Genomic DNA, 19749 nt, shown 5'->3' on the forward strand with positions numbered 1-19749 from the left:
TTATGACGATGCTGATAATCGCTGACGCGATAAGCATACCCGGGGAAGATGGTTTTTGAGCGCTTTCCACGTGCCCCAGACTTCGGATGCGGTGATGGCGGCAAGGATTAGGGTGGTAATCATTGGAATTCCTTAAATGTCATCGAATAGCGCTTGGGCGAGGTCACTAGTCCACATCGGGGTGTCATTATTGGCGAAGGCTGCGCGCTTATTTTCCGGATCTATGATGAGCATTGTGGAGTAGCCACCCGTTCCGCCGTCGTGCCAGAAGCTTTGGTTGTCTTCACTTTTTTGCCAGCCATAGGCCATATCGCCGTTATCCATAATCCACTCAGCGAAAGCTGCCATGTCATGTGCGGTTGACCGTAGTGCGCCCGCTGCGGCATTGCTGCCTCCCATCTCCCATGGATCGGCCTCCCGGCCGGTGGCAGTAAGGCCCCGTGGGGCATCATCGGGGACCGCCCCTGGGGTCATGAGGTAGGTCTCCGCCATTCCGGCGGGTTGCAAGATCCTCTCGTGGAGCAGTTCTTCATAGGGTGTATCGGCAGCCGTTTCCAGGAGGTGGCCGAGCAGTCCATATCCCATATTGGAATAAGTCTCTGTTCCACGATCTTTAAGATCCGCTTCGGTGGCGGTATCGAGGATATCTTGGGTTGTTTTCCTGCGTAGGGATTAGCACCAGTGACGGCCGCGATTACATCAGCGAAAATATTCCCTTGTGCTAGCCGGGGTAATCCTGAGGTGTGGTTGAGCAACTCTTGCACCGTGACCTCGGAAATGGGTGCTTGGCCAACATCCAGTACATCGCCCACGGTGGTGTCAAGGCTTATCTTTCCTTCTTCCACAAGCTGATGAGCTAATTCTGCGGTGAACATCTTGGTCACCGAACCGATTTCCACCTCGGTGTGTTCATCCGTGCCAAGTCCTGCGAAGGTGGCTTTCCCATCGTGCAGCGTGAAGGCGGTGAGATTATTGAAACCCGCCTCGGTGTGTTTGCGCAGTGTGGCGGAAAGTTCGGCGTCGCCGGTTTCTGTGGTGGCCACAGCGATCCGCTGGGGTCCAATCACGAGTAAGAGGGCCGCTGACATGGTGGTGACGGTGATGGCTAGCGCCATGTTTCGCTTTCGCATTAGTGATCCTCGCTTGCGGTAATGATCGTGAGCAGAGGAATGACGCGGGCCGCGCGGATTGAGTATTCCCCGTTTGTCTTGGTGGTCCAGCCACCATTAGTCAGCGCACTGAGGTGGTGGTACGCAGTACCAGTGGAGGTGACGATTTCCTCTTCCACAAGGTCTGTGGCAGTGGCTGGTGAGCTGAGGAGGCGGCGCAGGATTTCACCGCGCACGGGGTGCGCCAATGCGGCGAGGCGCTCGAGATTATCGGACCAGTCTCCACCGGTCACTGTGTCTGTTGGGCGCTGCCATTGGTAGACATAGGAGCCTAGGCCGGTGGTGATGTTGCCGCCAAAAATGACGGACCCCTCAGGAAGCTGGTCAGAAGGTTCAAGCGCATCCGCAAGCCACATGGTGGACTCGCTTGCGGATGATTCGATGGGATCAGGGGCGGGGTTTTCGAGTTTGGTGACGCGAGCCTCAAGGTGGGCAATGCGCGATTCTAAAGAATCCATATTTCTAGAATTCCAAAACTCTAGAAATATGGCAAGGGAATTAGGAAATTAGCGGCCACGCCGTCGAGACATCAGATGCATCGCGGCCCTTGCCCTCTAGGTACTTCTTGAAGGCGACGCGGTCCTCGTACCACTTGACCGCTTGGAACTCCATGAGCTCGCTTTCGTCCATCTGCGCGAGGTTAGGGTAGTGCTGGCGCACCTGCTTCCAGGCCACGCGGGCGGCAGCGAGGGCATCGGCAGTAGCCTCGTGCGCATTGCCCAATTCCACGCCGTAGTGCTCGCACACCGCGCCAAGGGTGCGCTTGCCCTTGCGCCACTTATCGCTCACGCGATCAATGACGTACGGATCAAAGACAGGGCCTGTGACCGTGAAATCGCCGGTAAGGCTGCGCAGGACGGTGAGATCGAAGGCCGCGTTATACACAATGAGCGTCAGACCGTCGTCCCACGCGGACTTGATTGCATCAACCGTGTCCTTGAGGACCTCCTCGTGTGGGCGGCCTTCAGCCTGGGCCTTTTCAGTTGTAATCCCATGCACGTCTGTTGCGGCTTGGGGGATCTCGATGCCGGGATCCGCAAGGTACTCCACCTTCTGGACATCGCGGCCGTCAATGCGGACCAAGGCAGAGGTAACGATACGAGCGTCTTTGGGGTTGGCGGAGGTGGTCTCTAGGTCGAAGGCGAGCATGCGGGAGGCGTCGAAGTTCATGGTCCATACCTTAGTAGCTAGCCCGGACATGGGGGATCGCTAGACTTGGATACCGTGACTAATCCAGCTGATGTGCAACGTGAATGGAATGACCTAGCGCAGGAAGTGCGCCGCCACCGCAACCTGTATTACAACGGTGAACCCGCGATTCCCGATGCCGACTTTGATGCGCTTTTCCAGCGCCTGATGGACCTAGAAAAGCAGCATCCGGAGCTGGCGGTTCCGGATTCGCCCACCCAGCAGGTAGGTGCTGTGCCGAACGCCGGTGAGGACATTGAACACCTCGAGCGCATGATGAGCCTAGACAATGTCTTTAGCGCCGGTGAGATGCAGGACTGGTTGGATAGGACGCCCGCCAAGACCTACCTGACGGAGCTGAAGATCGATGGCCTCTCCATTGACTTGGTCTACCGCAATGGACGTTTGGATACCGCTGCTACCCGTGGCGATGGCACCGTGGGTGAGGAAATTACCGCCAATGCGCGGGTCATTTCTGATATCCCGCACGAACTTACGGGCACCGAAGAGTACCCAGTCCCGGACCTTATTGAAATCCGCGGTGAGGTCTATATGCGTCCCGAAGATTTCGAAGAAATCAATGAGGAGCGCGCGGCAGACGGCAAAGCGCGGTTTGCCAATCCCCGCAACGCTGCGGCCGGCGGGCTGCGCATGAAGGATCCCGCCGAGGTGAAAAAGCGCCGCCTGCGCATGGTGTGTCACGGCCTAGGCGCGCGCGAGGGATTTTCCCCCTCCTCCCAGCACGATGCCTATAAGGCCATCGCAGCATGGGGCTTGCCCGTCTCGCCCTATACCAAGCAGGTCCACTCCGCCGCAGAAGTACAAGAGGAAGTATCTTATTGGGCCGAACACCGCCACGATGCGATTTTTGAAATGGATGGGCTCGTGGTCAAGGTGGACGACTTGGGCTCACAGCGCCAGCTCGGGGCGACCTCCCGTGCACCGCGCTGGGCCATTGCCTATAAGTACCCGCCGGAAGAGGTCACGACGAAGCTGAAAAACATCGAGGTCGGCGTGGGGCGTACGGGGCGCGTTACCCCCTTTGCCATCATGGAACCGGTCTTTGTCTCCGGCTCCACGGTATCCATGGCCACCCTGCACAACCAGTCTGAGGTCAAGCGCAAGGGCGTGCTCATCGGGGATACCATTATTATCCGCAAGGCCGGGGAAATCATTCCTGAGGTACTAGGCCCCGTGCGCGAACAGCGCGATGGCAGCGAATACGAATGGTCCTTTCCCACGCAGTGCCCAGCCTGCGGCACGACGCTCGCCCCGCAAAAGGACGGCGATGCTGACTGGCGATGCCCCAATACCCAATCCTGCCCAGCCCAACTTTCCGCGCGCCTGGAATACCTCGCCTCCCGCAAGGGCCTCGACATCGAGGCGCTGGGGGAGAAGGGAGCTATGGATCTCATCGAAAACGGCATCCTCACCGATGAATCCGAGCTCTTTGAGCTAACGGAAGAAAAGCTGCTTGCTTCCGATGTCTATACGGCCAAGCGCGATACGAAGGATAAACGTAGCAAAAAAGAGGGCAACGCCAAGGTCAATACCGCGGGCAAGAACCTGCTGCAGAACTTAGAAGAGGTCAAAGACCGCGATTTCTGGCGCGTGCTGGTCTCGCTATCCATTCGCCACGTCGGCCCCATTGCCGCCCGCGCCTTGGCAGCGCGCTATGGCTCCATGGAAAAGCTGCGCGCGGCCAAAACCGAGGATCTTGCAGAGGTAGACGGCGTGGGCGCGGTCATCGCGGAATCCTTCCACGCCTGGTTCGAGGTGGACTGGCACCGCACCATCGTTGAGAAATGGGCGGAGGCTGGCCTAGCCATGGAGGTAGCCGCAGAGGACAGGAAAGAACAGACCCTAGAGGGCCTGACTATCGTTGTCACCGGCAGCCTCGAAGACTTCACGCGCGATTCCGCCAAGGAAGCCATCATCAGCCGCGGCGGAAAGGCAACCGGCTCCGTATCGAAGAAAACCTCCTACCTCGTCGCCGGAGCCAATGCCGGCTCCAAGAAGGATAAAGCCCGCGACCTAGGCGTGCCTATCTTGAACGAGGAGCAATTCCACACGCTCTTGGACACCGGGGAGGTATAGGCGCGCCGCGCCGGGCTTATTTGAGGAAAGCACCCAAAATCGTGCCGATGTGGCCGAGGTGCTCGACCTCAGAGGCCAGGTATTCCGGCCCGCCGGTGCGGCCCATGGCGATGACCATCCCGGTATCTCCCAGGGGAGCGGCGGCTAGGGCGGAATCGAGCAGCGCCCAGCTTTCTGGCACCCATTCGTCCTTATCGGGATGCAAGGTGCGCGCGCTGTCGATGTTGAGATCGACCGGAATCGTATCGTCATCGGCAGGGGCCGCGTTCGAGGAGGCGACGCGGTGAATGGGCTCATTATTGTCAATGACGATGGCCCACGTGGAGGTCGCAGCCTTCGGAATAGCCGCGACGACTTCCTCCATCGCTGCCGTGACATTGGAGGCATTGGCGGCAACGCGCGCTAATAATTCGATCTGCCCGCGCCGGTCCACGCGGCCGCTGAAGGGCCGAATGGAATCTACTTCCACGCCATGAACAGAGGCGGCGGCGGTAATGAGGGCATCGGCCATCGCGTCTGTGGGAAGCTCAATGACGATGTCATCCATGACGGTGCCATCCGGGAAGGATTCTACGATGTCAACGGATTGGATATTGCCGTCAACCAGCCCGAAGGCCTCCGAAAGCTGGCCCAAACTACCAGGGGTATCGGGAAGCAGGACACGGATTAGGTAAGACATTAAGTCGCACGCTTTCAGTAGCTTATAAGCTTATAGTCCCAATAACGATACCTGGGTCACAGTGCGACGTTCAAGGGGCAATAATTCGGGGTGACTCGGCAACCGCGCGGGTTGGTGCAGTATCATGGAGCCTTAGCAATTTACATAGTACGCGCGGGAAAATGATTTTCACCTGTGCGTCGATTATGGAAAAAGGATGGAGTTCGCGTGTCTGAGATTTCGCGTGATGAGGTAGCCCACCTTGCCAAGCTTTCCCGCCTGGCATTAAGCGATGAAGAGCTAGCCCAATTCGCAAGCCAGATTGATGAAATTGTTGATTCCGTTTCCGCAGTAAGGAACGTGGACACTGAAGGCGTGGAACCGATGAGCCACCCGCACTCCGTGGATGCACCGATGCGCGAAGACGTCATCGTGCGCACCCTTACCGCTGAGCAGGCCTTGGACCAAGCGCCGGCCGTGGAAGATGAGCGATTCGTCGTGCCGCAGATTTTGGGAGGAGAGTAAATGACCAACGTTGTCGTACCTGCGGAGGGGCTGACCTCTTTGACCGCCGCCGAGCTGGCGGACAAGATTCACGCGCGCGAGGTGACCTCCCGCGAGGTTACGCAGGCCTTTTTGGATCGCATCGCAGAAACTAACCCGGAACTCAACTCCTTCCTGCACGTGGGGCAGGAGGAAGCATTGGCGGCTGCCGATGCCGTGGATAAGGCCCTCGACGCCGGCGAAAAGCCCGCATCGGCATTGGCCGGTGTGCCGCTGGCCTTGAAAGACCTGCTGGTTACTACCGATGCCCCCACCACCGCCGCATCCAAGATGCTCGAAGGCTACATGTCTCCGTATGACGCGACGGTGACCAAGCGCCTGCGCGAGGCCGGCATCCCGATCTTGGGCAAGACGAACCTGGATGAGTTTGCGATGGGTTCGTCCAATGAGAACTCCGCCTTTGGCCCAGTCCACAACCCTTATGACACCGAGCGCACCCCGGGCGGTTCCGGCGGCGGTACCGCAGCGGCGCTCGCTTCGGGACAAGCTCCGTTGGGTATTGGTACCGATACCGGCGGTTCCATCCGCCAGCCGGCGGCGCTGACCAATACCGTGGGCGTAAAGCCCACCTACGGCACGGTATCTCGCTACGGCCTGATTGCAGCCGCGTCCTCGCTGGACCAGGCGGGTCCCTGTGGCCGTACCGTTCTGGATACCGCGCTCTTGCACGAGGTTATTGCTGGCCACGATGCCTTCGATGCCACGTCTGTGGACAAGCCTGTAGCCCCCGTGGTGGAGGCCGCCCGCGAAGGCGCGAAGGGTGATCTGAGCGGCGTCAAGGTTGGCCTCATCAAGCAATTCGAGCGCGATGGCTGGCAGGACGGCGTGATGGAGAACTACCACGCCGCCGTGGAACAGCTGCGCGAGCAGGGCGCGGAAATCGTCGAGGTGGACTGCCCGCACTTCGATGAGGCATTGGCCGCCTACTACCTGATAATGCCGTGTGAGGTCTCGTCCAACCTAGCCCGCTTCGATGGCATGCGCTACGGCCTGCGCGCTGGCGATGACGGATCCCATTCCGCGGAGCAGGTCATGTCCCAGTCGCGTGCAGAGGGCTTCGGCCCCGAGGTCAAGCGCCGCATCATGCTGGGCACGTATGCGCTGTCCGTGGGCTACTACGATGCCTACTACCTGCAGGCGCAGCGCGTGCGTACCCTCGTGGCCCAGGACTTTGCCCGCGCCTTTGAGCAGGCTGACGTACTAGTCTCGCCTACCACCCCAACCACCGCGTTCAAGCTGGGGGAGAAGGCCGAAAACCCCATGGCGATGTACAACTTCGACCTGTGCACCTTGCCGCTAAACCTGGCTGGCCTGTGCGGCATGTCCGTGCCTTCCGGCCTGGCCGCCGATACCAACTTGCCTACCGGTTTGCAGATCATGGCACCGGCTTTCCAGGATGACCGCCTGTACAAGGTGGGTGCAGCCTATGAAGCTAAGCGCCAAAGCTAGCCGCGCTATCTAAAATCGTTGTCACTGTGAAATAGCTGCGGATTAGATAACGATTCGTTTACACCCCTGTTGGATACCCATCCGACAGGGGTAAATTATTGGGTATGACTTTGAAAAAGATTGCAACCGCGACGATGTCCGCTTCCGCCGCTGCGCTCATGGCCATGGGCGTAGCACACGCTGAGGAACCCGCAGCAACCCCCGAGCCCGCAGAAAACCCCGCACCGGTTGAGCCCGGTACCGAGGTAGCAGACTCCACCGCCAAGAGCGACTTGGTGGAATCCCTGCCGGCAGACGCTGACAAGCTGGTGCCGAACATCGAGGGGCAGACCATCACCGGTGAGCTGCAGTCCGTCAAGGAAGACGGCCAGTTCACCGTGGAGTTCGCCAAGGATCAGTCCTTGGTCCTCGATGATGGATGCAATACCTACACCACCTCCTACGATGTGGATAAGGATGGCACCATTCACGTAGGCGACTTCGCCTCCACCAAGGTGACGTGCGATGACCACACCCAGGCACTTTCTGACTCCCTGCGTGACGTCCTCGAGTCCGCGCCTTCCTTCTATGCCCTGCCTGACGGCCAGGCCGCACTGGGCACTGAAGACAATGCCGTTGTCTTCAACGTCGTCGAGTAAATACTCACAAAACCACTCAGCACCATGATCCTCCTTAGCGGGGGACCATGGTGCTGTTGTTTATGTGGCGGGGTGGACTACTTGGCATCGGAAAGCGCGTAGGCGGCGCCTGCAGAGGCGGCCGTCACGGTGAGGACTGCTGGCCAGGAGCCAATCTTCTTTGCCAATGGGTGGGAGGCGCCGAACGCGCCGACATACAGGGCGGATAGGCCCGCTGTCGTGGCTGGGGTGGTCTTCTTGGCCCAAGAGCGGCCGGCCCACAGGCCCGCTGCGCCGAGGATGACGCCGCCGAGCGGGCGAATGCCGGTCTCGCGGGCGGTGACCCAACCACCGATTAGGCCGAGGGTAACGGTGGTGGCGGTGGATACGTCTTGTGGCTTTTTGATATCAATCATGGACATGGTGGCCAGTCTAGGCCTGATTTGTGTGCCCCGCTAGAATTCCTGCCATGACTGTGGAGACTAACCTGCCATCGGAGCGCCAGGCATGGCTCGCCATGTTCGCCCTATCCCTCGGTTTCTTTGTATCCCTGTTGGACCAATCGATGGTGGCCATCGCCCTGCCGGATATTCAAGCGGATTTGGGCGCCACGGTCAATGAAATCATGTGGGTCTCCGCCGCCTTTTTGCTTGCCGTGGTGGTGCCGCTGCTTTTTACGGGGCGGCTTGGTGATGTCCTCGGCCAGCGCGCCCTGTTTTGCATCGGCGTGGCGCTATTTGGGATCGGCGCAGTAGCGTGTGCGCTGGCGCCATCGATAGAAGTGCTCATCGTCGCACGCATCGTGCAGGGCCTAGGGGCCTCGCTGGAGATGCCACAGACGATGTCCGTTATTAACCGGGTATTCGCCCGCGAGCGGCGTGGGCGCGCGCTCGGGGTGTGGGGGATCATCGGCTCCGTGGCGTCATTGGCCGGGCCGCTGATCGGCGGGTTCCTCGTGGCTTCTTTTGGCTGGCAGGCGGCCTTCTGGGTGCATATTCCATTCGTTATCGCCGCCATCGTGCTGGCCCTGCTGTGGATACCGAAGCTGCCGACGACAGCCCAGGACATCGATAAGCCTTCTGCCGTGGTCTCGCTCATTGCGCTTGGTTCCATCGTCTTTGGTATCCAACAAGGCCCAGAGCTGGATTGGGATTGGCGGGTGCTGGTGGTGCTTGCCATTGGCATAGTTGCAAGCATCGCGTTCGTGCGCCTGCAGGCTAGCGCGCAGGATCGTGGCTCTACGCCGCTCTTTCCGGTGGAGCTCTTCCACAACCGCAATTATGCGGCCGGTTCCGTGGGCATTTTGACCATGGGCTTTATGGCGGCTTCGGTCATGTTGCCGGTGATGTTGTGGTTGCAATCGGTTAAGGGGTTATCCGCCGGGGAGGCCGGCATTATCGTGGCTCCCATGGCGCTGGTCTCTATGCTGATGTCACCTATCGCGGGCATTCTTACGGACGCGGTGAATCCGCGTCTGATGGGGCTGGTGGGATTTAGCCTCATGATCGCCTCGCTGTGTTTGGCTTGGTGGGTCATGCATGCCGATGCCAATCCGTGGTGGCTGGCATTGCCCATCGCAGCCCTAGGAATTGGCCAGTCCTTTATCTGGGGATCCAACGCGGCAACGACGCTGCGCGATATTTCACCTCATCACATGGGTGCCGCGTCCGGAGCGTATAACACCTCCCGCCAGGTGGGATCCGTGGTAGGCGTGGCACTAGTCTCCGCTGTGATGCAAACGGGTAATCCCACCACGGCGATCATCAATTCGATTCTCGTGATTGTTATCGCGCTGGTGGTGGGGCTTATCTCTTCGCTGCGCTACGTGGACACGCTGCATGGATAAAAATCCTGCGCTAAATTGGGGATCATGCGTCTAGCTGTACTGACTTCCGGTGGCGATTGCCCCGGCCTGAATGCTGTAATCCGTGCGGTTGTGCGAACCGCATCCAACGAATTTGGCGATACCGTCGTGGGCTATGAAGACGGGTGGGTTGGCCTTTTAGAAGACTGTCGGCGCGATCTCTACGACGATGCCAGCATCGACCGGATTCTTCTGCGCGGCGGCACCATTTTGGGCACAGGTCGGTTGCACCCCGATAAATTCAAGGCTGGCTTGGAGCAGATCAAGACGAATATGCGCGAGGCCGAAGTCGATGCCCTCGTCGCCATCGGTGGCGAAGGCACGCTCAAGGGCGCTAAGTGGCTTAACGATAATGGCATCCCCGTCGTGGGCGTGCCGAAGACCATTGACAATGACGTCAATGCCACGGACTATACCTTCGGCTTTGATACTGCGGTATCGGTGGCAACTGATGCGATCGACCGCCTGCACACGACGGCGGAGTCGCACAACCGCATCCTCATCGTGGAGGTCATGGGCCGCCACGTAGGCTGGATTGCTCTGCATGCCGGCATGGCCGGCGGCGCACACTACACGGTGATCCCAGAAGAGCCCTTCGATATCGCGGAAATCACCAAGGCGATGGAACGCCGCTTCCAGATGGGCGAGAAGTACGGCATCATTTGCGTGGCCGAAGGCGCCCTGCCGAAGGAGGGCACCATGGAGTTCGAAGCCGGCGGCGTCGACCAATTTGGCCACCAAACCTTCAACGGGATTGGCCAGGTCATTGGGGATGAAATCAATAAGCGCACCGGCTATGACGTGCGCACCACCGTCTTGGGGCACATTCAGCGCGGCGGCACGCCCACCGCGTATGACCGCGTTCTGGCGACCCGCTATGGCGTGCATGCCGCCCGGGCGGCGCATAATGGGGATTCAGGAATGTGTGTGGCCTTGCACGGCGAAGATATCGACCTCGTGCGACTAGAAGAGGCCGTGGGCACACTAAAGACGGTGCCAGATGCCCGCTACCGCAATGCGCAAGCGCTCTTCGGCTAAAGCTTTTTAGCTCCCCGCTGTCTCGAATATTAAGATCGCCCTCTCACATGGTGGGAGGGTACTCTTTTGTATATGAGTACCGATAGCGCTACAGAAAAACAGGAAGAACGACAAGCGCTCATCGCGGCGCTGGGTTTTCCCATACTCGTAATCATCGGCGGCATTATTGGCTATCTTGCCCCTGACACCGCGGCATCCTTTGCCCCGCAGGTAACGCCGCTGCTGGGCATCGTCATGTTCGGCATGGGTCTTACCCTCAAGCCCGTAGATTTTGCACTCGTGGTGCGCCGACCGCTGCCGGTGGCGCTCGGCGTGGTAGCGCAATTCGTCATCATGCCGCTTATCGCGCTCGCCGTGGTGGCAGTCATGGATCTGCCAGAGGCGGTTGCGGCTGGTGTGATTTTGGTCGGCTGCGCCCCAGGTGGCACGAGCTCTAACGTGGTGTCCTACTTAGCGCGCGGCGATGTCGCGCTTTCGGTGACCATGACCTCCATATCTACGCTCTTGGCTCCCATCCTCACCCCGCTGTTGACCTTGTGGCTGGCGGGTGAATACATGCCGGTTTCCGCGGCATCGATGGCGTGGTCCATCGTGAAGGTGGTGCTCGTCCCGGTCATCGCGGGCATCGTCATCGGCATGCTGCTTCCCCGGCTCGTGGCAAAGGTTCAAGCGGCTTTGCCGTGGATCTCCGTAACCGCGATTGCCTTGATCGTGTGCATCGTGGTCGGCGGCGCGCATGACAATATCGCCACCGCCGGTGCGCTGGTCTTTGCCGCCGTGGTCATTCACAATGCGTGCGGCTATGGGCTGGGCTATCTCGCGGGCCTTTTTACCCGCCAGCCGGTTCCGGTGCGCCGCACCATGGCCGTGGAGGTGGGAATGCAAAATTCCGGGCTAGCTACCAGCCTTGCCTCTTCCTACATGAGCCCACTGGCCGCCTTGCCCGGCGCCGTCTTTTCCGTGTGGCACAACCTGTCCGGCGCGATTTTGGCAGCGCTGTGCCGCTTTAGCGATGCCCGCAAGGGTGCAGTCAGCTAAAAATTAATGGTGACAGCGGGGAAGTCCTGGTCTACGAACCAGGGCTCTTCCGTAATGGTGAGCGGGGGTTGGCCTTCCTCGAAGGCTAAGGTATCGCCGCCTTTGACGGTGGCGCCTTGCAGGATGTGGTCGGCGATATTTGCCAGCTTGTAATAGAGGTCCGTGGGATCCATCGAGCTGGTGCGTGCCTGGATTTCCGGGTGACCCGCTTGGACTAGGCCCATGGAGTAGCCGCGGAGCTCGCCGCCCGATTGGGTAATCCACACCGGTGCAATGTGCATGGGTGCGAGGTTATTGCGCACGGCGTCATTAAACATCGCCGGGGAGATGGAGACGTTCCCGCGCGGGTTGTGGATGATGAGGCAATTGGGGTGCTGGGCTACGGCGGACGTCGCCTGGGACAGCAGATCGAGGTGCTCGCGGCGCGGCTCGCGAAATTGATGGGAAAGGTCGTGTTCCTTGTTATCAGGAAGGACCGAGACGAGCACCTGGGATCCCGCAGTGTTGAGGTCGCAGGCATCGGCGCTCAAAATGGGGTGGAGGCCGTAACTATCTGGGGTGGGTGCAGAATCAATGGTCTGGTAATGCAAGAGAAACGCGCCATCGATAGGAACTACAAGGCTGCCTGGGTTCTTGCCGGGAGTGATTTCGCCGACGCGCGCAGAAAAGATGCCGCTGACGGCGTCTTTGATCTCATCGGTAGTAGGGGCGGTGGAAAAGACCGCGATGTTGATGAGTGGGGCATCGACAAGCGACGTGTCTACGGTATGTGGAGTCGTCATGACAGTCACCCTAGGGGCTAGCGCGCGAGAGTGCACGGACGTATTAAGATGGCACGCATGACTGCTGCGATGTATGACCTGATGGACTTTGACGAGGTCCTCGACAAGTATGAACCGGTAATGGGCATGGAAGTCCACGTGGAGCTGGATACGGAAACCAAGATGTTTTCCACTTCTGCCACGAACTTCAGCGCAGCCCCTAACTCCAATACCGATCCGGTATCGCTGGGCCTTCCCGGGGCACTTCCCGTGGTTAATTCCAAGGGCGTGGAGGGCGCAATCAAGATCGGCCTGGCGCTCAATTGCTCCATCGCGGAATCCTCGCGCTTTGCCCGCAAGAATTACTTCTACCCGGACCAGCCAAAGAACTACCAGATCTCCCAGTACGATGAGCCGATTGCTTATGACGGCTACCTCGACGTCGTGCTGGAAGACGGCACGGAATGGCGCGTGGAAATCGAGCGCGCCCACATGGAAGAAGACACCGGTAAGCTGACCCACCTGGGCGGCGCCGATGGCCGCATCCACGGCGCTACCGCATCCCTGGTGGACTGCAACCGCGCGGGCATCCCGCTCATTGAGATCGTTACCAAGCCCATCATCGGTGCCGGCGAGCGCGCCCCCGAGGTGGCGAAGGCCTATGTATCGGCGCTGCGCGAGCTCGTCGCGGCATTGGGCGTGTCCGATGCCCGCATGGACCAAGGTTCCATGCGCGTGGACTCCAACCTTTCCTTGCGCCCTATCGGCCAAGAAGAATTCGGTACCCGTACCGAGACGAAGAATATCAACTCCATGCGCTCGGTCGAGCAGGCCGTGCGCTTTGAGATGCAGCGCCAGGCACAGGTGCTGGAGGATGGCGGCAGCATCGAGCAGGAGACCCGCCACTACCAAGAGACTGATGGTTCGACCTCTAAGGGCCGGCCGAAGGAGACCGCGGAGGACTACCGCTACTTTAATGACCCGGATTTGCCTCCGGTCATTGCCCCGCGCGAGTGGGTAGAAGAGCTGCGCGCAACCCTTCCGGAGTTGCCGTGGGGCCGCCGCGCCCGCATCCAAAAGGAGTGGGGCATTAAGGACGAGGAGATGCGCGACCTGGTCAACGCGGGCGCGCTGGACCTCATCGTGGAGACGGTCGAAGTCGGCGCGAAGCCGGACGAGGCTCGTTCCTGGTGGGTGTCTTATCTTGCAGGTAAGGCCAATGAGCAGGACAAGACCCTGGCTGAGCTGGATATCACCCCGGCCCACATCGCCCGCGTCATCGCCTTGGTCAAGGAAGGCAAGCTGACCACCAAGCTGGCGCGCCAAGCCGTCGATGGCGTGCTGGCGGGCGAGGGCGACGTGGACGAGGTCGTCGCCAAGCGCGGTCTCGAGGTCGTGCGCGATGATGGGGCCATCGAAAAGGCCGTGGATGATGCCTTGGCCGCAAACCCGGATATCGTGGAGAAGTACCGCGCCGGCAATAAGAAGGTGACCGGCGCGATTGTCGGTGCCGTGATGAAGGCGACGCAGGGCAAGGCGGATCCGGGCCAGGTTAATAAGCTGATCGCGGAGAAGCTGAGCTAATACGCCACTGATCGAGCCAGTCTTCGTCCCCGGTTCTAAAGGGGTCGGAGGCTGGCTTTTTCGGTTTTAAATTGACCATAATTTTCATTTGGGCAGGTCAAGGCGGTAAAGCGTAGACTATGTGACATGCCAATTAAATCTAAAGTTCTGCAAAAAACGAGCCCAGATGCACCCTTTCGCACCGTAGAAATCGAACGCCGCGATCCGCGCGAAGATGACGTTGTCATCGACATCAAGGCGGCCGGAATTTGCCACTCGGATATTCACACCATTCGCAATGAGTGGGGCGAGGCCCACTTCCCGCTGACGGTGGGTCACGAGATCGCCGGCGTGGTCGAAGCGGTAGGGGACAAGGTCACCAAGTTTAAGGTGGGCGACCGCGTGGGTGTGGGCTGCTTGGTCAATTCCTGCGGGGTGTGCGAGCAGTGCCGCAATGGCCAGGAGCAAAACTGCCTGAACGGCTCGGTGGGAACCTATAACTCTGAAGACGTTGATGGAACCATTACCCAGGGTGGCTATGCGCAAAAGGTCGTGGTCAATGAGAATTTCGTGTTGACGATTCCAGAAGGTCTCGACTTTGATGTCGCCGCCCCGCTCTTGTGCGCTGGTATTACCACCTACTCGCCCTTGGCCCGGTGGCAGGTCAAGGAGGGCGATAAGGTAGCCATCGTTGGCCTTGGCGGATTGGGCCACATGGGTGTGCAGATCGCCGCCGCCAAGGGGGCTGAGGTCACCGTCATTTCCCGGTCCCTGCGCAAGGAACAAGAAGCCTATGAGCTCGGCGCGAAGCGGGTGCCGGCAACGGGTGAGGACCCCGATTTCTTTGCCAACCACAAGGGCGAGTTCGATCTGATTTTGTCTACCATTTCCGCCTCCTATTCCCTCAATGACTACCTGCAGCTGTTGAAGCCGCGGGGAATCATGTCCGTGGTCGGCCTGCCCCCAGAGGAGCTGGGAATCACGATGGGCAACCTTGTCGGTGGTGGCAAGGTGCTGACCGGAAACAATATCGGCGGCATTGCGGAAACCCAGGAGATGTTGGACTTTTGTGCGGAGCATGGCATTGGCGCGGTCATCGAAAAGGTGGGCGTTGATGACGTTGACGCAGCCTATGAGCGGGTTGTCGCCGGCGATGTGAAGTTCCGTTTCGTCATCGATACGGAAACTTTCGCGAATTAAGTATGTAAGCTACTTCATCACCAAAAGATGATGTATTGTATTTCACGCACGTGCAAGTAGGATTTCGTTATTAGCTTACGTACCATGTGCACAGGAGCACACTCCTGCGCCGCGCCTCCCCGCACGTGTCGGGGGGATAAGGAGGGGGCTTGGGACGCGCGCACTGGTGTGTGAAAATTATCCGCTACAAAAGTTAGGCAACTGTGTCTTATAAAAATATTCTCGCCATGGCCATGTCCTTCGTGGGCCTGCTGGTAGGCGCAGGCTTTGCTACGGGCCAAGAGGTCGTGCAATATTTCACCGCCTTCGGCACCTGGGGTATTGCCGGCATCGTGGTCGCAGCGGCCATTATGACGCTGGCGGGCACCGTGTTCTTGCAATTGGGCAGCTATTTCCACGCCACGGAGCACAACACGGTTTTCCGCAAAGTCACCCACCCTATCGTGTCCAAACTATTGGACGTCGCCGTTATCATCACGCTCTTTGCCATCGGCTTCGTGATGCTGGCCGGTGCCGGTTCCAATATGGAGCAGCAATTTGGCTGGCAAGCTTGGATCGGCTCGACGCTGATGTTGGGGCTCGTGATTGCCGTCGGCATGATGGACGTCGATAAGGTGTCCAAGGTCATCGGTATGCTCACCCCGTCCATCATCATCGCCGTCATTGGTGTGGCCATCTACACCATGTTCAATATGCCGGATGATATCGGCGCGGCAATGGAAGCCTCCAGCCAAATCGATACCCCGATTGGCAACTGGTTGGTCTCCGCACTGAACTACAACGGCCTAGCTTTGATGCTGGCGGTTTCGATGTCGCTGGTTATCGGCGGCGATAACATTAGCCCCCGTGAGGCCGGTTGGGGCGGCGTCGTAGGCGGCATCGTCTACTCCGTCATGATGGGCCTGGCAGGCTTCTCGCTGCTGATGAACGCCCAGGAGATCGAGGGCTCCGATATCCCGATGCTGTCCTTGGTCGATAGCGTCAACCCCGTCTTGGGCGCAATCATGGCCATCATTATTTACCTGATGATTTTCAATACCGCCATTGGTATGTTCTACGCATTGGGTAAGCGCCTCTCCGCAGGTAACGAGGCCAAGTTCCGCGTTATCTTTGTCGCAGGCTGTCTCGCAGGTTTCGGCGTCTCCTTCTTCGGCTTCAAGACCTTGATGCAGTACGTCTACCCGGTCATTGGCTACATGGGCATTGCGATGGTGGCCGTCTTGGTATTCGCGTGGTTCCGCAGCCAGTCCAAGATTCAGGACGAGGCACTGCGCCGCGAGCGCGTGCGTTCGCTGATGCACCTCAAGCTGAATCCGAATAAGGATTATGACGCAGAGCGTTACGACGATGAGATTGGCCAACACCTCGAGGATTCCAATATGGATAGCGAGGCCCTCTATGAAGAGCTCGTGACCGAGGTGACGGAGAAGCTCGACGGTGATGACGACGTGGACTTTGATAAGGAAGAATTTGAGAAGGAAAACCAGGACGATCACACTTACTACGTCGAGCGCGAAGGCGTAGAGCACGACCGCTCGCCGGAAGAGATTGAACAGTGGATAGAAGAAACCGGTGCTATCGGTGACCCAGAGGAAGACGATGAGCCTTCCGATGCGGAAAATTCCCAGAAGTAATCTCGCCTTAGAGCAGTAAGGATCCCTCCCCAGGATTTCCCGGGGAGGGATTTTCTATGCCTTGTGCTTGCCGATGCCCCTAAACCGCTTGGGCCGGGGATTAAAGCAGGAGGAGTTTGAGGGTCAGGCCAATCATGATGACGCCGATGCCAACGTTAATCCAGCGCCATACCTCGGGGCGGGAGAGGACGTGGGAGAAGCGGGCTGCGCCAAAGCCAATGACGGGGAACCAGGTAAAGCTGGCGGCGATGGCGCCGCCGGCGAAAAGCCACCGTCCAGGGTTGCCATACTGGTTGGCGATGCCCCCGAGCATGACCAAAACATCGACATAGGCGCCAGGATTGAGCCAGGTCAGTGCGAGCGCGGTAAGGAGCGGCTTGACCCAAGAGGGCGAGCGCTTTATCTCTTGGCGCTGGGTGGTGGTAGCGGTGGCTACAGAGCCATGGCCGGTGCCAGCCCCACCCGAGGAGTCCCCGTCGCCGTCAAAGGTCGCAACTTCCTCGGTGGCATTGGGAGAAGTGGATTCCACGTCGATGGCCTCGCCCTTGGTTTTGAAGGCATCGCGGAAGCAAGTGAAGGTAAAAAACGCGAGGTAGGCCGCGCCGATGTACTTAAGTACCTCAAGCGCAGTGGGAAAGCGCTCCACCAAGTAGCCGACACCGGCGGTGCCGGAGGTGATAAGGATGACATCGGAAAGCGCGCACACCACGATGATGAGCCCGATGTGATCGCGGCGGATGCCGTATTTCAACAGCATCGCATTTTGGGGGCCGACGGCCACAATGAGGGATAAACCAAGCACAAAACCAGCTAGCACGATGGACATGCCTCTAGTGTGAGTCCAAGCCGTAAATAAGTCCAGTTAATCCATCTTCATATGGTTTAGAATAGCTTCATGAACCCCGTACATTTGGAAACCTTGCTGGCCATCGTGGAAGAAGGGAGCTTTGAGGTTGCCGCTTCGGTCCTGGGAATTTCTCCGTCTGCGGTAAGCCAGCGCATCAAGGCATTGGAGGCGAGCACCGGTCGCGTTTTAGTACGGAGAGCGAATCCGGTGGGGGCGACGGAGGCCGGGGAGATCTTGGTGCAAGCAGCCCGGCGCATGGCGTTGGTGCAGGCAGAAACCGATGCCCGGTTGGGCCAGCGCCTAGCGCGCGTGCCCCTGTCGGTGGCCATCAACTCCGATTCGCTGGCTACATGGTTTACGCAAGTGTTAAGCGATACCGCGCAGCGGGGCGACGTTGCGCTGCGCATCCGCATCGAGGATGAGGCGCGCACCCTAGCTATGCTGCGGCGAGGCGATGTCCTAGGAGCCGTGACGAGGGAACATTCACCGGTTTCGGGGTGCGATTCCACGTTTTTGGGGACCATGCGCTATTTCGCCGTCGCCGCCCCACACATCGCGGAGCGCTTCCACGCGGGCAAGCTTACCTGGGAGACGATGCCGCTGGTGGGCTATGGCCCCAATGACCAGGTGCTCGATGATGCTATGCGGGAGCGCTTTATTGACTCCCACGTCGTGCGCGCGCGGGTTTCGCAGATTCCCTCTTCGGAAGGCTACCTGGAGGCCGTGCGCGTGGGCCTGGGATGGGGACTTTTGCCGCAGGCCCAGGCCCAGCCGCTGGTAGAATCGCAAGAGCTGCTGCTTCTCGATGACCACCAGCTCGACATTGACCTCTACTGGCAGCGCTGGCGCCTAGAATCCGAGGTCTTAAGCGATCTGACACGGTCTGTGATTAACGCGGCTGCGGCGCTGGGAAGAGCTTAAGCTGGAAGTCTTCTGGATTCTTTACTTCCTCGCCGGAGGGAATGGGACCTGGCAGTTGCACGCCAGGGGCAAAGGGCTGGCCGCCAAAGCGATCGCGGTCGTGCGGCTCTGCTAACCAGGACATATCCGGTCCTACCGGGACGATGCGGGTGGGGTTGATCTCGGTGTGCGTGGCAAAGTAGTGCTGCTTTATCTCAGTGAAATCGGTGGTATCACCAAAACCCGGTAGCTGGAATAGTTCTTGCAGGTAGCCGCGCAGGTTGGGCAGTTCCTGAATCTTGTGGCGCGAGCACTTGAAGTGCGAGTAATACACCGGGTCGAAGCGTATGAGGGTGGCAAATAGGCGGATATCGGTCTCGGTAATGTGATCGCCGACCATATAGCGCTGGGTGCCCAGGCGCTCCTCGGCCCAATCGAGCGCCTCCCACAGCTGGTCATAGGCCTCTTCGTAGGCTTCTTGCGAACCGGCAAAACCGCAGCGGTACACGCCATTATTGATGCCGTGGAAGATGTACTCATTGAGTTCTTCCATTTCCTCGCGGTGCTGCTCTGGGAAGAGATCGGGGGCGCCTCCTGCCTGGAAGTCCGTCCACTGCTCAATAAAATCGCGCACCATAGAGGGATAATCATTGGTCACCACCCGGCCCGTAGATTCTTCTACCAAGGCTGGCACGGTAATACCGCGGGGATAGTCCGGAAAGCGCTCGAAGTAGGCTTCCTGCAGGCGCTTGTAGCCCAAAACCGGATCTACCTCGCCCTCATCTAAATCGAATGTCCAGGACCGCGCATCGTGCACGGGCCCGGCGAGGGCTAGGGAAATGGAATCTTCTAAACCTAATAAGCGGCGGGCGATGACCGCGCGGTGCGCCCACGGGCACGCGCGGGCGGCGACTAAGCGGTAGCGGCCAGCCTCCATCGGCCAATAAAAAGTGCCATCGTCTTGTGAGGTTACCTCGGATACCGCAGGTGAAATGCGGTCTTCGATATAGGTGGTATCGCGAATAAACTCGCCGTCTGGTGAAGCATTGCGGGCATCTCCTGCCCAATCGGAGTCGTGTGAAGTCATCGATTCACTCCCAATTTTGGTGGATTAATAAGGCGGGGAAGTGTCCCGCTGGCAATTAATGTTTATATGTCAACT

General features: G+C 59.1%; 20 protein-coding genes. 11 read left to right on the forward strand and 9 right to left on the reverse strand.

Annotated elements, in window-relative coordinates; translation table 11 throughout:
- Positions 1 to 132: 132 nt before the first annotated feature.
- Genes ABRP87_RS01040 through ABRP87_RS01055 form a run of 4 tightly spaced genes read right to left on the reverse strand, consistent with a single transcriptional unit; the run spans position 133 to position 2339 of the window.
- The gene (locus tag ABRP87_RS01040; RefSeq protein ID WP_349867181.1) at positions 133 to 585 is read right to left on the reverse strand and encodes a serine hydrolase domain-containing protein; all 453 of its coding nucleotides are present in this window, start codon (positions 583 to 585) and stop codon (positions 133 to 135) included.
- A complete protein-coding gene (locus ABRP87_RS01045; RefSeq protein ID WP_349867183.1) occupies positions 471 to 1130 on the reverse strand; it encodes a serine hydrolase in 660 nt (219 codons plus the stop codon). The genes ABRP87_RS01040 and ABRP87_RS01045 overlap by 115 nt, the downstream gene beginning before the upstream one ends.
- Entirely contained in the window at positions 1130 to 1627 is a 498-nt protein-coding gene (locus ABRP87_RS01050; RefSeq protein WP_349863164.1) for an ArsR/SmtB family transcription factor, read from the reverse strand. Before ABRP87_RS01050 ends, ABRP87_RS01045 begins: the two co-directional genes overlap by 1 nt.
- Positions 1628 to 1667: 40 nt before the next feature.
- A complete protein-coding gene (locus ABRP87_RS01055) occupies positions 1668 to 2339 on the reverse strand; it encodes a 3'-5' exonuclease (RefSeq protein WP_349867186.1) in 672 nt (223 codons plus the stop codon).
- Positions 2340 to 2384: 45 nt separating this feature from the next.
- Between ABRP87_RS01055 and ligA the strand changes: the two genes are divergently transcribed.
- Positions 2385 to 4454 carry an NAD-dependent DNA ligase LigA gene (gene ligA / locus ABRP87_RS01060; RefSeq protein WP_502879268.1) on the forward strand — a complete coding sequence of 690 codons (2070 nt, stop codon included), beginning with the start codon at positions 2385 to 2387 and terminating at the stop codon, positions 4452 to 4454.
- Between the two features lie 16 nt (positions 4455 to 4470).
- On the opposite strand, the gene ABRP87_RS01065 is transcribed toward ligA, so the two are convergent.
- Positions 4471 to 5133: an ACT domain-containing protein gene (locus ABRP87_RS01065; RefSeq protein ID WP_349867191.1), complete on the reverse strand. Its 663-nt coding sequence runs from the start codon at positions 5131 to 5133 to the stop codon at positions 4471 to 4473.
- A gap of 207 nt (positions 5134 to 5340) precedes the next feature.
- Here ABRP87_RS01065 and gatC point away from each other — a divergent pair, with 207 nt between their 5' ends.
- The 3 genes from gatC (at position 5341) to ABRP87_RS01080 (ending at position 7763) form a co-directional block, all read left to right on the forward strand.
- Positions 5341 to 5637: an Asp-tRNA(Asn)/Glu-tRNA(Gln) amidotransferase subunit GatC gene (gene gatC / locus ABRP87_RS01070; RefSeq protein ID WP_005280231.1), complete on the forward strand. Its 297-nt coding sequence runs from the start codon at positions 5341 to 5343 to the stop codon at positions 5635 to 5637.
- Positions 5638 to 7125 (forward strand): Asp-tRNA(Asn)/Glu-tRNA(Gln) amidotransferase subunit GatA, encoded by a 1488-nt coding sequence (gatA, locus tag ABRP87_RS01075; protein WP_349867193.1) that lies wholly within the window; start codon positions 5638 to 5640, stop codon positions 7123 to 7125. It abuts the gene before it with no gap.
- Between the two features lie 104 nt (positions 7126 to 7229).
- A complete protein-coding gene (locus ABRP87_RS01080; protein WP_349867195.1) occupies positions 7230 to 7763 on the forward strand; it encodes an META domain-containing protein in 534 nt (177 codons plus the stop codon).
- A 77-nt stretch (positions 7764 to 7840) separates the two neighbouring features.
- On the opposite strand, the gene ABRP87_RS01085 is transcribed toward ABRP87_RS01080, so the two are convergent.
- Complete coding sequence (locus ABRP87_RS01085) at positions 7841 to 8164, reverse strand: hypothetical protein (RefSeq protein WP_349863155.1); 324 nt, start codon at positions 8162 to 8164, stop codon at positions 7841 to 7843.
- Between the two features lie 47 nt (positions 8165 to 8211).
- Between ABRP87_RS01085 and ABRP87_RS01090 the strand changes: the two genes are divergently transcribed.
- The 3 genes from ABRP87_RS01090 to ABRP87_RS01100 all read left to right on the forward strand — a co-directional run bounded on the left by ABRP87_RS01090 (position 8212) and on the right by ABRP87_RS01100 (position 11682).
- Positions 8212 to 9588 carry a DHA2 family efflux MFS transporter permease subunit gene (locus ABRP87_RS01090; protein ID WP_349853138.1) on the forward strand — a complete coding sequence of 459 codons (1377 nt, stop codon included), beginning with the start codon at positions 8212 to 8214 and terminating at the stop codon, positions 9586 to 9588.
- 24 nt (positions 9589 to 9612) lie between these two features.
- A complete protein-coding gene (locus ABRP87_RS01095; protein WP_349867197.1) occupies positions 9613 to 10644 on the forward strand; it encodes an ATP-dependent 6-phosphofructokinase in 1032 nt (343 codons plus the stop codon).
- A 72-nt stretch (positions 10645 to 10716) separates the two neighbouring features.
- Positions 10717 to 11682 (forward strand): bile acid:sodium symporter family protein, encoded by a 966-nt coding sequence (locus ABRP87_RS01100; protein WP_349867199.1) that lies wholly within the window; start codon positions 10717 to 10719, stop codon positions 11680 to 11682.
- Here the strand turns inward: ABRP87_RS01100 and ABRP87_RS01105 are convergent.
- A complete protein-coding gene (locus ABRP87_RS01105) occupies positions 11679 to 12464 on the reverse strand; it encodes a DUF4261 domain-containing protein (RefSeq protein ID WP_239267707.1) in 786 nt (261 codons plus the stop codon). The genes ABRP87_RS01100 and ABRP87_RS01105 overlap by 4 nt on opposite strands.
- A 57-nt stretch (positions 12465 to 12521) precedes the next feature.
- Between ABRP87_RS01105 and gatB the strand changes: the two genes are divergently transcribed.
- The 3 genes from gatB to ABRP87_RS01120 all read left to right on the forward strand — a co-directional run bounded on the left by gatB (position 12522) and on the right by ABRP87_RS01120 (position 16840).
- Positions 12522 to 14027 (forward strand): Asp-tRNA(Asn)/Glu-tRNA(Gln) amidotransferase subunit GatB, encoded by a 1506-nt coding sequence (gatB, locus tag ABRP87_RS01110; RefSeq protein WP_349867202.1) that lies wholly within the window; start codon positions 12522 to 12524, stop codon positions 14025 to 14027.
- Between the two features lie 126 nt (positions 14028 to 14153).
- Positions 14154 to 15206 carry an NAD(P)-dependent alcohol dehydrogenase gene (locus tag ABRP87_RS01115; RefSeq protein WP_349867205.1) on the forward strand — a complete coding sequence of 351 codons (1053 nt, stop codon included), beginning with the start codon at positions 14154 to 14156 and terminating at the stop codon, positions 15204 to 15206.
- A gap of 203 nt (positions 15207 to 15409) precedes the next feature.
- The gene (locus ABRP87_RS01120) at positions 15410 to 16840 is read left to right on the forward strand and encodes a YkvI family membrane protein (protein ID WP_349867208.1); all 1431 of its coding nucleotides are present in this window, start codon (positions 15410 to 15412) and stop codon (positions 16838 to 16840) included.
- Positions 16841 to 16940: 100 nt separating this feature from the next.
- On the opposite strand, the gene ABRP87_RS01125 is transcribed toward ABRP87_RS01120, so the two are convergent.
- On the reverse strand, positions 16941 to 17666 hold the full coding sequence (locus ABRP87_RS01125) for a LysE/ArgO family amino acid transporter (RefSeq protein WP_349867211.1): 726 nt from the start codon (positions 17664 to 17666) through the stop codon (positions 16941 to 16943).
- 69 nt (positions 17667 to 17735) lie between these two features.
- Between ABRP87_RS01125 and ABRP87_RS01130 the strand changes: the two genes are divergently transcribed.
- Positions 17736 to 18608 carry an ArgP/LysG family DNA-binding transcriptional regulator gene (locus tag ABRP87_RS01130; protein ID WP_349853145.1) on the forward strand — a complete coding sequence of 291 codons (873 nt, stop codon included), beginning with the start codon at positions 17736 to 17738 and terminating at the stop codon, positions 18606 to 18608.
- Here ABRP87_RS01130 and ABRP87_RS01135 read toward each other — a convergent pair.
- Positions 18577 to 19674 carry a glutathione S-transferase family protein gene (locus ABRP87_RS01135; protein ID WP_349863138.1) on the reverse strand — a complete coding sequence of 366 codons (1098 nt, stop codon included), beginning with the start codon at positions 19672 to 19674 and terminating at the stop codon, positions 18577 to 18579. The genes ABRP87_RS01130 and ABRP87_RS01135 overlap by 32 nt on opposite strands.
- Positions 19675 to 19749: the final 75 nt, after the last annotated feature.

Origin of the sequence: Corynebacterium sp. KPL2830, assembly GCF_040225635.1 — a bacterium.
GTDB lineage: Bacteria > Actinomycetota > Actinomycetes > Mycobacteriales > Mycobacteriaceae > Corynebacterium.

What these genes read in the sequence shown, in the direction of transcription:
- ABRP87_RS01040 (WP_349867181.1), bottom strand. Translation starts at nt 585, where the DNA reads ATGGGATATGGACTGCTCGGCCACCTCCTGGAAACGGCTGCCGATACA.
- ABRP87_RS01045 (WP_349867183.1), bottom strand. Translation starts at nt 1,130, where the DNA reads ATGCGAAAGCGAAACATGGCGCTAGCCATCACCGTCACCACCATGTCA.
- ABRP87_RS01050 (WP_349863164.1), bottom strand. Translation starts at nt 1,627, where the DNA reads ATGGATTCTTTAGAATCGCGCATTGCCCACCTTGAGGCTCGCGTCACC.
- ABRP87_RS01055 (WP_349867186.1), bottom strand. Translation starts at nt 2,339, where the DNA reads ATGAACTTCGACGCCTCCCGCATGCTCGCCTTCGACCTAGAGACCACC.
- ABRP87_RS01065 (WP_349867191.1), bottom strand. Translation starts at nt 5,133, where the DNA reads ATGTCTTACCTAATCCGTGTCCTGCTTCCCGATACCCCTGGTAGTTTG.
- gatA (WP_349867193.1), top strand. Translation starts at nt 5,638, where the DNA reads ATGACCAACGTTGTCGTACCTGCGGAGGGGCTGACCTCTTTGACCGCC.
- ABRP87_RS01080 (WP_349867195.1), top strand. Translation starts at nt 7,230, where the DNA reads ATGACTTTGAAAAAGATTGCAACCGCGACGATGTCCGCTTCCGCCGCT.
- ABRP87_RS01085 (WP_349863155.1), bottom strand. Translation starts at nt 8,164, where the DNA reads ATGTCCATGATTGATATCAAAAAGCCACAAGACGTATCCACCGCCACC.
- ABRP87_RS01090 (WP_349853138.1), top strand. Translation starts at nt 8,212, where the DNA reads ATGACTGTGGAGACTAACCTGCCATCGGAGCGCCAGGCATGGCTCGCC.
- ABRP87_RS01095 (WP_349867197.1), top strand. Translation starts at nt 9,613, where the DNA reads ATGCGTCTAGCTGTACTGACTTCCGGTGGCGATTGCCCCGGCCTGAAT.
- ABRP87_RS01100 (WP_349867199.1), top strand. Translation starts at nt 10,717, where the DNA reads ATGAGTACCGATAGCGCTACAGAAAAACAGGAAGAACGACAAGCGCTC.
- ABRP87_RS01105 (WP_239267707.1), bottom strand. Translation starts at nt 12,464, where the DNA reads ATGACGACTCCACATACCGTAGACACGTCGCTTGTCGATGCCCCACTC.
- gatB (WP_349867202.1), top strand. Translation starts at nt 12,522, where the DNA reads ATGACTGCTGCGATGTATGACCTGATGGACTTTGACGAGGTCCTCGAC.
- ABRP87_RS01115 (WP_349867205.1), top strand. Translation starts at nt 14,154, where the DNA reads ATGCCAATTAAATCTAAAGTTCTGCAAAAAACGAGCCCAGATGCACCC.
- ABRP87_RS01125 (WP_349867211.1), bottom strand. Translation starts at nt 17,666, where the DNA reads ATGTCCATCGTGCTAGCTGGTTTTGTGCTTGGTTTATCCCTCATTGTG.
- ABRP87_RS01130 (WP_349853145.1), top strand. Translation starts at nt 17,736, where the DNA reads ATGAACCCCGTACATTTGGAAACCTTGCTGGCCATCGTGGAAGAAGGG.
- ABRP87_RS01135 (WP_349863138.1), bottom strand. Translation starts at nt 19,674, where the DNA reads ATGACTTCACACGACTCCGATTGGGCAGGAGATGCCCGCAATGCTTCA.